This window comes from Nocardioides marinus, from assembly GCF_013408145.1.
GTDB lineage: Bacteria > Actinomycetota > Actinomycetes > Propionibacteriales > Nocardioidaceae > Nocardioides > Nocardioides marinus.
This window is the reverse complement of record NZ_JACBZI010000001.1, coordinates 3,461,481-3,475,819: the sequence shown is the minus strand read 5'-3', so window position 1 is coordinate 3,475,819 and position 14,339 is coordinate 3,461,481. Positions and strand designations below refer to the sequence as shown.

General features: G+C 73.5%; 10 protein-coding genes. 4 read left to right on the top strand and 6 right to left on the bottom strand.

Features of this window, described 5'->3' with window-relative positions:
* Positions 1-29 precede the first annotated feature (29 nt).
* A complete protein-coding gene (locus BKA05_RS16405) occupies positions 30-1,940 on the bottom strand; it encodes an alpha-amylase family protein (RefSeq protein WP_415836686.1) in 1,911 nt (636 codons plus the stop codon).
* Between the two features lie 169 nt (positions 1,941-2,109).
* Between BKA05_RS16405 and BKA05_RS16400 the strand changes: the two genes are divergently transcribed.
* Together BKA05_RS16400 and BKA05_RS19385 are read left to right on the top strand one after the other, a co-directional pair.
* Positions 2,110-3,426, top strand: a complete 1,317-nt coding sequence (locus tag BKA05_RS16400) for a DUF445 domain-containing protein (RefSeq protein WP_179532386.1) — start codon at positions 2,110-2,112, stop codon at positions 3,424-3,426.
* Positions 3,423-4,436, top strand: coding sequence for an Abi-alpha family protein (locus tag BKA05_RS19385; RefSeq protein WP_218842432.1), 1,014 nt, complete (start codon positions 3,423-3,425; stop codon positions 4,434-4,436). The genes BKA05_RS16400 and BKA05_RS19385 overlap by 4 nt, the downstream gene beginning before the upstream one ends.
* A 252-nt stretch (positions 4,437-4,688) precedes the next feature.
* Here BKA05_RS19385 and BKA05_RS16390 read toward each other — a convergent pair whose 3' ends face one another.
* From BKA05_RS16390 to BKA05_RS16380, 3 genes are all read right to left on the bottom strand, one after another.
* A complete protein-coding gene (locus BKA05_RS16390) occupies positions 4,689-6,320 on the bottom strand; it encodes an ATP-binding response regulator (RefSeq protein WP_179532385.1) in 1,632 nt (543 codons plus the stop codon).
* A gap of 2 nt (positions 6,321-6,322) precedes the next feature.
* On the bottom strand, positions 6,323-6,970 hold the full coding sequence (locus tag BKA05_RS16385) for a hypothetical protein (protein ID WP_179532384.1): 648 nt from the start codon (positions 6,968-6,970) through the stop codon (positions 6,323-6,325).
* A 73-nt stretch (positions 6,971-7,043) separates the two neighbouring features.
* The gene (locus BKA05_RS16380) at positions 7,044-7,805 is read right to left on the bottom strand and encodes a hypothetical protein (RefSeq protein WP_179532383.1); all 762 of its coding nucleotides are present in this window, start codon (positions 7,803-7,805) and stop codon (positions 7,044-7,046) included.
* Positions 7,806-8,066: 261 nt separating this feature from the next.
* Here BKA05_RS16380 and clpB point away from each other — a divergent pair, with 261 nt between their 5' ends.
* Positions 8,067-10,658 carry an ATP-dependent chaperone ClpB gene (gene clpB / locus BKA05_RS16375; RefSeq protein ID WP_179532382.1) on the top strand — a complete coding sequence of 864 codons (2,592 nt, stop codon included), beginning with the start codon at positions 8,067-8,069 and terminating at the stop codon, positions 10,656-10,658.
* 390 nt (positions 10,659-11,048) lie between these two features.
* Here clpB and BKA05_RS19380 read toward each other — a convergent pair whose 3' ends face one another.
* Positions 11,049-11,801, bottom strand: a complete 753-nt coding sequence (locus tag BKA05_RS19380) for a pentapeptide repeat-containing protein (protein WP_343045712.1) — start codon at positions 11,799-11,801, stop codon at positions 11,049-11,051.
* A 76-nt stretch (positions 11,802-11,877) separates the two neighbouring features.
* Between BKA05_RS19380 and BKA05_RS16365 the strand changes: the two genes are divergently transcribed.
* The gene (locus BKA05_RS16365) at positions 11,878-13,050 is read left to right on the top strand and encodes a hypothetical protein (RefSeq protein WP_218842431.1); all 1,173 of its coding nucleotides are present in this window, start codon (positions 11,878-11,880) and stop codon (positions 13,048-13,050) included.
* Between the two features lie 88 nt (positions 13,051-13,138).
* Here BKA05_RS16365 and BKA05_RS16360 read toward each other — a convergent pair whose 3' ends face one another.
* The gene (locus BKA05_RS16360) at positions 13,139-14,323 is read right to left on the bottom strand and encodes a pyridoxal phosphate-dependent aminotransferase (protein WP_179532380.1); all 1,185 of its coding nucleotides are present in this window, start codon (positions 14,321-14,323) and stop codon (positions 13,139-13,141) included.
* Positions 14,324-14,339 lie beyond the last annotated feature (16 nt).

The window sequence follows — 14,339 nt, the reverse complement described above, 5'->3', positions numbered from 1 at the left end:
CCCCGGTCGCCCCCCGGTCGCCTGGCAGGTCAGCGGGTCAGCCAGCGCACCTGGTACGCCGCGAGGAGCACCTCGCCGGGCCCGACGTCGCCCCCGGTCGGGGCCAGCCGGTCGCGGACGGGCTCCGGCCCGTCGAGGCCGACCCGCTCCAGCAGCCAGCGGGGCACCGCGCGGGGCGTGGCCGTCATGTTGTGCAGGGCGAGGAACGGGCCGTGGGGGTGGCGGCGCAGCACGGCCAGCACCCCGTCGGGGGCCTCGGTGAGCACCTCGGCCGGGGTGGCGGCGTGCAGGTGCGGGGTCGAGGCCCGCACGGAGGCCAGGTGCTGGATCCGGGGCAGCAGCCCGTGCGGGTCGGGCGGGCGGGGCGACCCGTCGATCCACGGCATCCGTGGCCGGTGCACCCAGCGGTTGTCGTCGGCGTGCTCGGGCTCGGCGTCCCAGGTCGGGTCGTTGAGCAGGCCGACCTCGTCGCCCATCCAGATCACCGGGACGCCACCGAAGCCGAGGATCGCGGCGTGCAGCAGCAGGATCCGCTCCACCGCGAGCGGGTCGCCGGCCTCCAGGCCCGCCAGCGAGGCCAGCGACCCCGACGTGCGCTTGTCGCCGGTCGCGGGGTTGAACTGGAAGACCAGCCCGCGGGCCCAGGAGCCGGGGAAGGAGCCGTCGTACCAGTCGGCGAGGAAGCGTCGGTGGGCCGCGCCGTCGAGACCGGCCGCGCCGGCGTCCTCGTCGGAGATCGCCCAGCCGATGTCGTCGTGGCAGCGCGCGTAGCAGATCCAGCCGGTGGTCGACGGCGGTGCCGGCAGCGCCGCGAGCGCCTGCGAGGACAGCCGGGTGTCGCCGCTGGCGAGCATCGACCACAGGTGGACCATGAGCGCGTTGTGGTAGGCGAGGTCGCTGACCTTGCCGTGCCGCTCGCCCTCACCGAGGTAGGCCAGCAGGTCGCGCGGACCCACGATCGCCTCGGCCAGGAAGACCACGGCCGGGCAGGCGATCCGCGCCACCGCGCGCAACGCCTGGGTCAGCGCGTGGACCTCCGGCTGGTTCTGGCAGGTGGTGCCCTTCCGCTTCCACATGAACGCGATCGCGTCGAGGCGGAAGACCTCGCAGCCGGAGTTGGCGAGGTCGCAGATGATGTCGGCGAACTCCTCGAGCACCGCGGGGTTGGCCCAGTTCAGGTCCCACTGCCAGGCGTTGAACGTCGTCCACACCCAGCCCTGCAGGTCGTCGTCCCAGGTGAAGTTGCCCGGTGCGAAGTCGGGGAAGACCTCCGGCAGCGTCTCCTCCCAGCGGTCGGGCTCGGTGCGGTCGGGGTGGACGAGGAAGAAGTCCCGGTGGGCCGGGTCGCCGGCGCGCGCCTGCTCCGCCCAGGCGTGCTCGCGCGCGACGTGGTTGAGCACGAGGTCCAGGCACAGGCTCATGCCCTGCTCGCGCATCCGGGCCGTCAGCGCCCGCAGGTCGTCCATCGTGCCGAGGTCGGAGCGGACCGAGCGGTAGTCCTGCACGGCGTACCCGCCGTCGTGCGGTGCCGGCCGCGGCTGCAGCAGCGGCAGCAGGTGGAGGTAGGTGACGCCCAGCTCGCGCAGGTGCTCCAGGCGCTGGCCGACCCCGTCGAGGGTCCCGGCGTAGCGGTCGACGTACGTCGCGTAGCCGAGCGTGTCGGGCGCCTGGAACCAGTCCGGCGCGAGGACCCGGCGCTCGTCGAGGTCGTGGAGATCCTCGGGGCGCGCGGCGAACCGGCGCGCCGCCACGAGGAGCAGGCGCTCGACGACGGGGTCCGCGTCGGCGTACACCGCCTCGACCCCGGCCCGCAGGTCGGGGAGCCAGCGCTCGACGCGCCGCTCGAAGGTCCGCGCGAGGTGGTCGGGCAGGTCGGCGAGCGCGGCGCGGACCTCGGCTCGGACCGACTCGGGCAGGACGCTGGCGGTGTGACGGCTCACACGCAAACGTTATCGCCGTCCCGGTGGTCGCTCGGCTCCGCACGACGCGAACCTGTCTGAGACGTCGTGTCGCACACAACGTCCCGGACCCCTGTCGCGCGGCGCCGCGGGCGGATAGCCTGCGCGGACGGCCGACGACGGGGTCGGGCGGGACGGCAGGGGTAGCACGGTGGACTGGTTGCTCGAGTGGGTCCGGGACTGGGCCGCGCACGTGCACTGGGTGCACTTCCTGACGATCCCGGTCTTCACCGGCGTGGTGGGCTGGCTCATCAACTGGTCGGGCCTGTGGATGCTCTTCAGTCCCGTGCACTTCAAGGGGGTGCGGATCCCCGGCATGCGCGAGCTCGCCAGCGTGCTGCCGCGCAAGGTCCAGGAGGTCCCGGGTGTCCTGCAGGGCGGGATCGGCTGGCAGGGCATCGTGCCGGCGCGGGCGGCCAAGATGGGCTCGATCGCCGTGGACAAGGCGATCGCCAAGCTGGGCACGCCGGCGGAGTTCTACCAGCAGCTCGAGCCCGACAAGATCGCCGAGCACATCGTCACCGTCTTCCGTCCCGAGCTGCCCCAGCTCGTCGACGACGTGATGCGCCGCGAGCACCCGCGGCTGTGGCGCGACCTGCCCCGACCGGTCCGGCAGGCGGTCATCGACCGCGTGCAGGCCCAGCTGCCCAGTGTCGTCGGCAACGTGACGACCGAGATCGGCATCCACATCGACCAGATCCTCGACCCCAAGATCATGGTCATCGACCACTTCCGCGAGAACCCCGCGCTGGTGGTGCGCATCTTCCGCGACTTCGGTCAGCGCGAGCTCAACCTGATGGTGACCTTCGGCTTCGTCTTCGGGTTCCTGCTCGGCATCCCGGTCGCCTTCATCGACAGCATCTTCGCGCAGTGGTGGCTGCTGCCGATCCTCGGCGTCGTCGTCGGCTGGATCACCAACGCGTTGGGCATGTGGCTGATCTTCGAGCCGCCCGAGCCGCGGCGGATCCTCGGCATCCCCGTGCACGGGCTCTTCCTGCGCCGTCAGGACCAGGCGGCCGAGGTCTACGCCCGGATCATCGCCGAGGACGTCATCACCCTCGAGCGGATCGGCGACTTCATCCTCGAGGGGCCCAGTGGCGACCGGACCCGCCAGATGCTGGCCACCGCCCTGCGCCCGGCGATCGAGAAGGCGGCCGGCCCGGCGCGCGCCGCGGTGCGGGTCGCGATGGGGCCGGCGCGTTTCGACACGATCCGCGACAGCGTCGCGGAGGAGGCGGTGAGCCGCACGCTCACCCCGTTCAAGGATCCCGAGTTCAGCCGACGGCAGTCGGAGAAGATCCGGACGCTCATCGCCCGGCGGACCAAGGAGCTCCCGCCCCGCGACTTCGTGGAGATGATGCGCTCGGCCATCAAGGAGGATGAGTGGATGCTCTACGCCCACGGCGCGATCATGGGGCTCGGCGGTGGCTTCCTGCACCTGTGGATCTTCGGGGTGTCGGGCGGATGAGCAGCGGCACCGAGCGACGCCCCGGCGCCGCCGGGCCCACCGTGGGTCCCCGGGTCGAGCCGCGGGTCGAGCCCCGGGTGGAGCCCCGGGCGGAGACGGAGTCCGCGCGGGCCCTGGCCGAGCAGGTCGCGCCCGTCGTGGAGGCCCTGCCCGGCCTGGCGCGCGTCGCCGCGTCCGCGGCCTGGCACACCGGCGAGTGGGGCGTGCGCAGCTACGTCCGCTCCGCCAAGCGCCTGGCCCGGGCGGCCACCGACCGCGAGGAGGCCGCCCACCTGGCCCAGGAGGCCACCGAGGCCGCGCAGGTCGTCTCCGACCTGGCCCGCGCGGTCAGCGCCGGCACCCCCGTCGGTACGGCGCTGCTGCGCGCCGCGGAGTCGCTCGGCGCGGTCCGCGAGCCGACCGGTCGCTCCGGGAGCCCGGTCGTGCCCGGCGGGCTGGTGGATCGGGACGAGCCCCAGTCGCAGTCGCTGCGCGAGCGGGGCGCGGAGCTCCTCGAGCGCTCCCGGGACGTGTGGTCCAGCGAGGCCGGCCACCCGGCGTACGAACGGATCCTCAGCGAGCTCGCCCCCGACGAGGCGCGCATCCTGGTGCTGCTGCTCGAGAAGGGCCCGCAGCCCAGTGTCGACGTGCGCACCGGAGGGCCGATCGGGATGGTCTCCAGCCAGCTGATCGCGCCGGGGCTGACGATGATCGGCGCCCGCTCGGGGGCGCGCTTCGTGGACCAGGTCCCGGCCTACCTCAACAACCTGCACCGGCTCGGCCTGGTGTGGTTCTCACGCGAGCCGCTGCGCGACCCGCTGGAGTACCAGGTCGTCGAGGCGCAGCCCGACGTGCTCGCCGCGATGCACTCGGTGAAGTTCGCGAAGGTCGTGCGTCGCAGCATCCACCTCACGCCCTTCGGCGAGGACTTCTGCCGCACCGTGCTGGTCGACGAGCAGGCCGCCGCCCGGACCTTCCCCGCCCACCAGGCGCCCCCGGAGGCGCATAGCGGCGAGCCCGCCCCGGACTGACCTCAGTCCGCCCGCTGGTGCCGGACGGACCACTTCGGGCATCGACCGCGGTCTCGTCACGCGGGTCGCGCCTTCGCAGGCTCAGGCGCGCCGCTGCTCGACCTCCTCGGCCGCGCCCCTTCGCTGCGCTCAGGTGCTGCCTCGGACGCCCCCGGCAGCCACGTTCGCTGCGCTCACGTCGTAGCCGGACCCCTGACCACGCCCCGCCCGGGGGTGGCCAGGGGTCGGTGCTCCCTGAACTGCGGAACGGCTCTAGGACTGGTCTGGAGACGGGTCCCTCAGGGCCGGTCCGCCCGCTCCCTCCACGGGCGGCTCGGAGAGCGGCGGCTCGTCGACCGCCATCAGGGAGATCGTGAAGACCGAGCCGCCGTACTGGCCCGGCCGGTAGGAGACGTCGCCGTTCTGCGCCTCGGCGAGCGTGCGGACGACGTAGAGGCCCAGGCCGGTGCCGGTGGCGACCGTGCCGGTCGCGCGCGAGAACTCCTTGAACAGCTGCGCGCGGAACTCCTCGGGCACCCCGGCGCCCCGGTCGACGACGTCGATGGCGACGTGGTCGTCGTGCTGGTCGTCGGGGCGGATGCGGATGGTGTACGGCGCCTCGCCGTACTTGATGGCGTTGCCCAGCAGGTTGCTCACCATCTGCTCCAGGCGCAACGGGTCGGCGCGCACCATCCGGTCGTCCTCGACGGTGACCTCGACGTCGATGCCGTAGCGGTCGCCGGCCACCGACTCCACGACGGTGCGCGGGTCCAGCGGGGCGAGGTCGATGCGCAGCGTGCCGCGCTGGATCTGCGCCGCGGTCAGCAGGTCGGCGGTGATGGAGTCGAGCATCCGCGCCTGGCGGGCCACCGAGGACATCAAGCGCGCCTGCATCTCGGTGTCGAGCTGCTCCTCGCCGTCCCAGCCGCTGGCCTCCGCGATGCCGCAGATGACCGCGACCGGCCCGCGGATCTCGTGGGCGGTGGTCGCGATCGCCCGCCGCAGCAGGGCGACGTCGTCGGAGGTGGAGTCGAGGTAGACCAGCAACGACCAGCCGGTACGCCGGATGGTGGCCCGGCAGGTGCCGCCGTCGAGCTCGACCTCGAACGACGCGTCGGCGTCGAGGCGGTGGTAGGCCACCAGGGTGGCGAGGTTGGGGGCGCTGAACCCGAGGGGCGTGCCGGGGCTGGTCTTGTTGACCAGCAGCCGCTGGGCGGTGGTGTTGGCGTAGACGATGCGGAAGAGCGGCTCGTCGGCGAGCTCGAGGATCCCCACCGGTGCCATGCTCATCGCCTGCCACCAGGAGATCGAGGAGGCGGCGACGCCGCCGGGGGTGGCCGGGGAGCTGGGCGAGGCGGGGGCGGGCAGGTGCCCGGCCGCGCCGCCGGGGATCGGCTGGGGCGAGGTCCCCGCCCGTGCCTCGGGGTCGGCCTGGCCGAAGGTCGGCGGCTGGGGGGCCATGCTCTCGGGGACCTCGAGCGGCGGGACGACCGACAGCGAGCGGGCGGGCCTGGGCTTGGAGCCGCTGGTCATGTCGCGGACGTAGTCGAGGATGGAGTCCAGCGAGGCACCCTTCTGCACGTACCCGTCGGCGCCGTTGGCCAGGGCGCGCTCGGACATCTGGGTGGCCCCGAAGCCGGAGAGCACGATGATCTTCGCGCCGGGCACGGTGCGGCGGATGGTGGGCAGTGCCTCGAGGCCGTCCATCACGGGCATCGACAGGTCCAGCAGGACGACGTCGGGGTGCTCGGTGCGGACCAGGTCGATCCCGGCCTTCCCGTCCCCGGCCTCGCCCACCACGTCGAAGCCGCCGCGGTTCAGGGCGAGGCGCAGCAGGTCGCGCAGGTCCGCGGTGTCGTCGATGATCACCGTGCGGAGGGGTCGTACGCGGGTGGCGGCGCTCATGGTCATGGCCTCTCGGGGTCCTTCTGCTGCGGTCGGTCGTCGTTCGGCTCGGTGGCGACCGACGGGTCGGGGGAAGCGTCCGCACCGACGGTGGCCGCGCTGCTGCGGACCAGGTCGAGCGCGTGGTAGCTGCTGCCCAGGAGATCGGTGATGATCCGGCTGGCGGAGTCGATCGAGACGGTCAGCGACTCCTGGGCACGCTGGCGGTCGTCGAGGTCGAGGGCCATCTTGGCGACGACCAGTCCCTGCAGGACGGTGTCGTTGAGCTCGAGGGCCTGCTGCTCGCGCTGGCGCAGGTCCTGGAAGAGCTGGGCGCCCTCCATGAGCGAGGAGTAGTTGCGGCGCAGCGTCCAGTAGTAGACGCCGACGACCGCGCCGACGACGTCCCACAGCGACAGCGGCCAGTCCCACGCCTCACGCATGGCGTAGCCCTGCGGGTCGTCGATGCCCAGCGAGGGCAGGGCCATGTGGACGGAGTGGATGCCGTGGTGGACGGCGCAGGAGAAGAAGATCGACGCGGTGGCGGCGCCCAGCGGGTTGCTGCGCAGCTGGCCGGACCGGGCGAGCGGCACGGTGATCGCCAGGGAGATGAAGACGTAGGCGGTGGCGATGATGCCGTTGCAGATCATGCCGATGACCCAGGGTTCCATGGTGGTTACCTCCTCTCGCTCGTGGTCAGGTCCGTGGGGTCGTGCGCGGTGCGTGCGGCGCCCTGGTGCGGTGTCATCCGCCGGCCCCGCTCAACGAGAGCGTCAGCAGCGCCAGCACGGAGGCGACGGCGACCGCCCGGGCCCCGCGGTGCCAGTCGACCCACGCCGGCAGCCGGAGACCGGCGTACGACGCGGGTGGACGGGCGCGCAGCAGGACTGCGCACGCGGCGACCACCCCGAGCTCCCACGCCACGGCCGCGAGGTCCCAGGGACCCACCGGCTCGGGCGCGGGCATGAGGCCCAGGGGCAGTCCCCAGGCCCGGGTGGTCGCCCACAGGACGACGCACCCGAGGTTGAGGGCCACGCCGACCCGCAGCAGGGCGGGGGTGATCGAGCGCAGCGCGAGGGCGGTCCACCCGAGCTGGGCCACGGCGGCGGTGGCGAAGAACAGGCCGAACAGCGTGGCCTCGCGGAAGTGCAGGGGACCCATCGCGGCGTGCACCCCCGCAGCGGCGGTGCTCGCGACGATCGCGAGCGGCAGCAGCAGTGACACCTCCGGTGCGGCCGTGGCCGCGGGGGTCGACCGGACGGGGGCGACGATGCCGGCGGCGGGCGGCGCCAGGGTGGCGAGTCGGCCCGTGGCGGCGGCGCTGCGCAGTGCGGCGATGCGCAGCTCGTGCTCGCCCGGTGCCGTGGGACGGGGGCTCCCCGGGGCGTGCGGGGTCACCAGGTGTGGCACCAGCAGCCAGCCCAGACCGATGAGGCCGCCGGCGACCAGTGCGTAGTGCACGGCGTGCGCGAGCAGCGTCAGGGTGTCTTGCGACCAGGCAGTCACGGGGTCTCCCTCCCACACCCCGTCTCCCCAGGCGAGGTGGCCTGCCGCACACGGTAGGCGCGAGCGGTCCCCGGGGCGAGTGGAATGCACACTTTCGTCACGTCCCCCGGGGTGGACCGGCCGATCGGAGGGGAGGGGTGGACCCGAACGGGTCATGCCGGGAGAATTCAGATAAGTTGAGTGGAACAGACTCAACTTGTGGTGCGTTGCACGAGGTGGGAGCCACACTCGGTCCCGCCAGTCGTCGAGGAGGAGACACCCATGAGCCAGTTCGGCGCCGACAGGTTCACGACCCGCAGCCGCGAGGCGATCGAGACCGCCCAGCTGACCGCCACGTCGGCCGGCCACTCGGCCACCGAGCCCATCCACCTGCTCGTCGCGCTGCTGTCCCAGGAGGACGGCGTCGCGCGGTCGCTGGTCACCAAGGCCGGCGTCGACGCCGCCGCGCTGGTCGCCGGAGCCCGCAGCGCGCTGGAGCAGCTGCCCCGCGCGAGCGGCGCCACCGTCCAGCAGCCGGCCGCCTCGGCCGCGCTGACCCGGGTGCTGGCCGCCGCGCTCGACCTCGCGTCGTCGATGAAGGACGACTACGTCGCGACCGAGCACCTGCTCATCGCCATGGCCGGCACCGAGTCCAGCGCGCAGAAGGTGCTGACCGACGTGGGGCTGAGCGAGGCCGGGCTGCGCGAGGGCCTCACGGCGGTCCGCGGCAGCCGGCGGGTGACCAGCCAGGACGCCGAGGACACCTACGAGGCGCTGGAGAAGTACTCCGTGGACCTCACGGCCGCCGCGGAGGAGGGCAAGCTGGACCCGGTCATCGGTCGCGACGCGGAGATCCGGCGCGTCGTGCAGGTGCTGAGCCGGCGTACGAAGAACAACCCGGTGCTCATCGGTGAACCCGGCGTCGGCAAGACCGCCGTCGTCGAGGGCCTGGCCCAGCGCGTGGTCGACGGCGACGTGCCCGACTCCCTCAAGGGCCGCCGGGTGCTCTCGCTCGACCTGGCCGCGATGGTCGCGGGCGCGAAGTACCGCGGCGAGTTCGAGGAGCGGCTCAAGGCGGTCCTGGAGGAGATCAAGTCCGCCGAGGGCCGCGTCATCACCTTCATCGACGAGCTGCACACCGTCGTCGGCGCCGGTGCCGGCGGCGACTCCGCGATGGACGCCGGCAACATGCTCAAGCCGATGCTGGCGCGCGGCGAGCTGCACATGATCGGCGCGACCACCCTCGACGAGTACCGCGAGCGGATCGAGAAGGACCCCGCGCTCGAGCGCCGCTTCCAGCAGGTGCTGGTCGGGGAGCCCAGCGTCGAGGACACCATCCAGATCCTGCGCGGCATCCAGGAGAAGTACGAGGCCCACCACGGCGTCCGCATCACCGACGCCGCGCTGGTGGCCGCCGCGACGCTGTCCGACCGCTACATCAGCGGCCGTCAGCTGCCCGACAAGGCGATCGACCTCATCGACGAGGCCGCCTCCCGGCTGCGGATGGAGATCGAGTCCTCCCCGGAGGAGGTCGACCAGCTGCGCCGGCACGTGGACCGGCTGAAGATGGAGGAGTTCGCGCTGGCCAAGGAGACCGACGACGCGTCGGTCGAGCGTCTGGCCGCGCTGCGCGCCGACCTCGCCGACGCCGAGGAGGAGCTGCGCGGCCTCGAGGCCCGCTGGGAGCGGGAGAAGTCCACGCTCGAGGGCGAGGGCGAGCTGCGCCGCCAGCTCGACACCCTGCGCATCGAGGCCGAGCGGCTCCAGCGCGAGGGCGACCTCGGGCAGGCCAGCGAGATCCTCTACGGCCGCATCCCCGCCCTGGAGAAGCAGATCGCCGCCGCGACGGAGTCCGTCGACGAGGGCGACCTCGAGCCGCTGGTCGGCGAGGAGGTCGGCCCCGAGCAGATCGCCGACGTGGTCGAGGCGTGGACCGGCATCCCCACGGGCCGGCTGCTGGAGGGGGAGTCGACCAAGCTGCTGGAGATGGAGGCGGTCATCGGCGAGCGCCTCATCGGGCAGCGCGAGGCGGTCACGGCCGTCAGCGACGCCGTACGCCGCTCGCGGGCCGGGATCTCCGACCCGAACCGGCCCACCGGCTCCTTCCTGTTCCTGGGCCCGACCGGGGTCGGCAAGACCGAGCTGGCCAAGGCGCTGGCGGACTTCCTCTTCGACGACGAGCGCGCGATCGTGCGCATCGACATGAGCGAGTACTCCGAGAAGCACGCCGTCTCGCGGCTGGTCGGTGCGCCTCCGGGGTACGTCGGCTACGACGAGGGCGGCCAGCTCACCGAGGCGGTGCGCCGGCGGCCGTACTCCGTCGTGCTCCTCGACGAGGTCGAGAAGGCCCACCCCGAGGTCTTCGACATCCTCCTGCAGGTGCTCGACGACGGGCGGCTCACCGACGGCCAGGGCCGCACGGTCGACTTCCGCAACACCCTGCTGATCCTCACCAGCAACCTCGGCTCCCAGCACCTCGTGGACCCGCTGCTGGACCCGGAGAAGCGCAAGGAGTCGGTGCTGGCGGTGGTGCGCTCGGCCTTCAAGCCGGAGTTCCTCAACCGCCTCGACGAGATGGTCACCTTCGACGCGCTGTCCAAGGACGACCTCACCCACATCGTCGACCTGCAGCTGGCGCTGCTGGAGAAGCGGCTGGCCGTGCGCCGGATCTCGATCGGGGTCTCCGACGCCGCGCGGACCTGGCTGGCCGACGTCGGCTACGACCCGGCGTACGGCGCCCGCCCGCTGCGCCGGCTGATCCAGTCCGCCATCGGCGACCCGCTGGCCAGGATGCTGATCGGAGGCGAGGTCACCGACGGCGGCACGGTGTCGGTCGACGTCGGCGACGGCGGGCTGGTGCTCTCCGCCGGCTGACCCACCGCCGGTCGTCCCGCCCCCGGCCCACCGTCGATCGGGTCGAGCCGGCGTATCAATACGCCGGTTCGACCCGTGTTCCCGCCGAGCCGGCGTATCAATACGCCGGTTCGACCCGTGTTCCCGCCGAGCCGGCGTATCAATACGCCGGTTCGACCCGTGTTCCCGCCGAGCCGGCGTATCAATACGCCGGTTCGACCCGTGTTCCCGCCGAGCCGGCGTATCAATACGCCGGTTCGACCCGTGTTCCCGCCGAGCCGGCGTATCAATACGCCGGTTCGACCCGTGTTCCCGCCGAGCCGGCGTATCAACACGCCGGTTCGACCCGTGTTCCCGCCGAGCCGACGTATCAATACGCCGGTTCGGCGCTGCCGTGCCGGACCGACCGACTCAGCGGCGGGCGGCGGCGAGCTGGGGGCCGGTGAGGAAGAGGGCGTCGTCGAGCCGGGTGCCGCGCAGGTCCGCTCCGCGCAGGTCGGCGCCCAGCAGGTCGGCGGGGCCGAGGTCGACGCCCGAGAGGTCGGCGCCGATCAGCAGCGCCCCACGCAACGAGGCGCCGTGCAGGTCCGTGCCGCGCAGGTCCGCGCCGGCGAGGTCGGCGCGGGAGTGGTCCGGGCGACCGGGGCCCCGCACGCGTGCCGAGGCGGCGGCCAGCAGTCCTCCGCAGGTCTCGTGCAGCTCGTCGAGGTCGGCGGTGAGCAGGTCGAGCGGGGTGGCGTCCCGCAGCGTCCAGAGCCGGCCGGCCAGCGCCTCCGCCTCGGGGTCGGGGGAGCGACGGGCCACCTCCTCCAGGTGCAGCAGCATCTCGTGGAGCAGCCGCTGGGCCGAGAGGACGGCCGCCATCTCGCCGAGGTCCTCGACCTCGCGCCACGAGCGACCCTCGTAGGTCACCGCGGTGACCTGCTGGCCGGCGCCGAAGCAGTCGAAGGTCGCGCACCCCGACCAGCCCCGCTCGACGAGGTCGGCGTGGATACCGCAGCGGTCGTCGCCCAGCAGGTGCAGGCAGGGGACCTGGCCGGGCTTGTCCGCCCCGAACCCCTGGTCGCGTCGGTAGGGCAGCAGGACGCAGCACAGCCCGGTGCACGCCGAGCAGTCCGCCGTGAGCGCGCCGGCGCGGCCGGTGCCGAGGGAGAGGGGGAGCACCCGCCCATCATCCCGGTCGACGCCCCGGCCCCCTGCGGCGGCGTCCCGCGCCCAGGGGTCTGCTGGAATGGGGTCCGTGCCGAACCCCCACGACCGCCCCCGCCAGGTGACGATGGCCGGGTGGGTGACGATCCTCGGCTCGGTCCTGGTGATCCTCTCCGTCTTCGCCCAGATCGGCTCGCTGGACTCCCTGGAGACCCGCCGTGGTCTCGAGGAGCTGCTCTCCGAGCCGCCCGCCGACGGTCTCGGGCTGGAGGTCAGCACGGTCCTCGACCTGATCCGGGTCATCGCCACCGCGACCGGCGCCATGGCCGCGGCCACCGCGATCCTGGGCTGGCAGGTCATGCAGCGCAGCCGCCCCGCCCGCCTGGTGCTCACGGTCCTGGCCGTCCCGATGTTCCTCGCCGGCTTCGTCACCGGTGGGTTCACCACCTCGCTGGTGGCCGCTGCGGCGGTGGTGCTGTGGCTGCAGCCGGCGCGCGCGTGGGTCAACGGCGACCCGGTCCCCGAGCGCTACCTCCGCCCGCCCGACGACGCGCGCCGCGACCGCGGGTCCGACGGGGCCGACCGGCCCTCGGGCGCCCCCGGCGCCCCCGGTGGCTGGCCCCCGCCCGGCCCCCCGCAGGGGCAGGGCGGCGCCGGTGACGCCGGCCCCGCGCCGTACTCCGGGTTCGGCCAGCAGCCCACCGAGGGCACCGCTCAGCAGCCCGACCAGCAGTCGGGCCAGCAGCCCGGCCAGTTCCCCGGGCCGCAGGGTGGGACCTGGCCCCAGCAGCTGCCGCCGTACGCCGCCGGCGACCGCGCCCCGCGGGGACCCGCTCCGCAGCCGCTGAGGGCGGGGCTGGTGATCACGTGGGTGACCTGCGCGATGGTGCTGCTCGGTCTCGGGCTGAGCGTCGTGGCGATGGCCGTCGACCCGTCGTTGGTCGACGAGGCGATCCAGCAGGCGATGGACCAGAACCCCTCGATGGCCGGCGAGGTGACCACCGAGCAGGTGCGGATCGCGCTGTTCGTGGTGCTGGCCGGCTTCGGGTTGTGGGCCCTGCTGGCCGCCGGCCTGGCCGTGCTCGCGTGGGTCGGCCGGTCGTGGGCGTGGGTCCTGCTGTGCATCTCCGCCGGGCTCTCGGCCGGGCTGTTCCTGGCCGTGACCGTGCTGGGCGCCTTCGTGGCCGTGATCGCCCTGGCGGCGACCGCCGGCAGCCTCGCGCTGCTGATCCGGCCCGAGGTGCGGGAGTGGTACCGCCGCTGACGCCTCACCACCGCCTCGTGTGTCCGAGCGCGGGCCATGGGCCGCGCTGTCGCACGAGCCGGTCAGCGGGGCAGGTCAGCGGGGCAGGTCAGCGGGCCAGGTCAGCCCGGGAGAGCCGGTCGATCCCCTCGGTGATGACGTCGGGGGTCTTGCAGAAGGCCCAGCGCACCAGGTGCCGCCCGGCGGCGGGGTCCTCGGAGTAGAAGCCCTGCAACGGGATGGGGACGACGCCGGCCCGCTCGGCCACGCCGAGGCTGAAGGCGCGACCGTCCTCCCAGCCGAGGTGCTCCACGTCGGTGACGGTGAAGTAGGTGCCCTCGCTCGTGCGCGGCGAGAGCCCCAGCGAGCGCAGCCCCTCCAGCAGCAGGTCGCGACGCCCCTGCAGGTCGCGCGCCAGCTCCAGCGGCCACTCCGCCTCGTGGTCGAGGGCGTACGCGACCGCGGGCTGCAGCGGAGAGCCGGAGGTGAAGGTCAGCCACTGCTTGGCCGCGAGCACCGCGGCGACCAGCCGGGCCGGGCCGGTCGCCCACCCGACCTTCCAGCCGGTGAACGACCACGACTTCCCGACGCTGGAGAGCGTCAGGGTCCGCTCGCGCATGCCCGGCAGACCCGCGAGCGGGACGTGCGACCGGCCGTCGAAGACCAGGTGCTCGTAGACCTCGTCGGTCACGACCAGCAGGTCGTGCTCGATCGCCACGTCGGCGACGAGCCGCAGCTCCTCGCGGGTGAGGACCGTCCCGGTCGGGTTGTGAGGGGAGTTGAGCAGCACCAGGCGGGTGCGCGGCGTGACCGCCGCACGCAGCGCGTCGCCGTCGAGGCGGAAGTCGGGCGCGTGCAGGGTCACCCCACGGCGTACGCCGCCGGTCATGGCGATCATCGCGTCGTAGGAGTCGTACGACGGCTCGAGCACGATCACCTCGTCGCCCGGGTCGAGCAGGCCGAGCAGCGCCGCCGCGATGCCCTCGGTGGCCCCGGTGGTCACGCAGACCTCGGTGTCGGGGTCGAGCTCGATCCCGTGGTGCCGCTGCTGGTGGCGCGCGACCGCCTGCCGCAGCGCGGGCACCCCGATGCCGGGGGCGTACTGGTTGGCGCCCTCGCGCAGCGCGCGCACCGCCTGCTCGACCACCGACGAGGGGCCGTCCACGTCGGGGAAGCCCTGCCCGAGGTTGACGGCGCCGGTGCGCACGGCCAGTGCCGACATCTCCGAGAAGACCGTCGGGGGGATCCCCGCCAGGCGCGAGGCGAGCAGGGAGCGATCTGCGGGGGCCACCATGCACCCCACCGTAGAC

What these genes read in the sequence shown, in the direction of transcription:
- BKA05_RS19385 (WP_218842432.1), top strand. Translation starts at nt 3,423, where the DNA reads ATGAGCAGCGGCACCGAGCGACGCCCCGGCGCCGCCGGGCCCACCGTG.
- BKA05_RS16390 (WP_179532385.1), bottom strand. Translation starts at nt 6,320, where the DNA reads ATGAGCGCCGCCACCCGCGTACGACCCCTCCGCACGGTGATCATCGAC.
- BKA05_RS16385 (WP_179532384.1), bottom strand. Translation starts at nt 6,970, where the DNA reads ATGGAACCCTGGGTCATCGGCATGATCTGCAACGGCATCATCGCCACC.
- clpB (WP_179532382.1), top strand. Translation starts at nt 8,067, where the DNA reads ATGAGCCAGTTCGGCGCCGACAGGTTCACGACCCGCAGCCGCGAGGCG.
- BKA05_RS16360 (WP_179532380.1), bottom strand. Translation starts at nt 14,323, where the DNA reads ATGGTGGCCCCCGCAGATCGCTCCCTGCTCGCCTCGCGCCTGGCGGGG.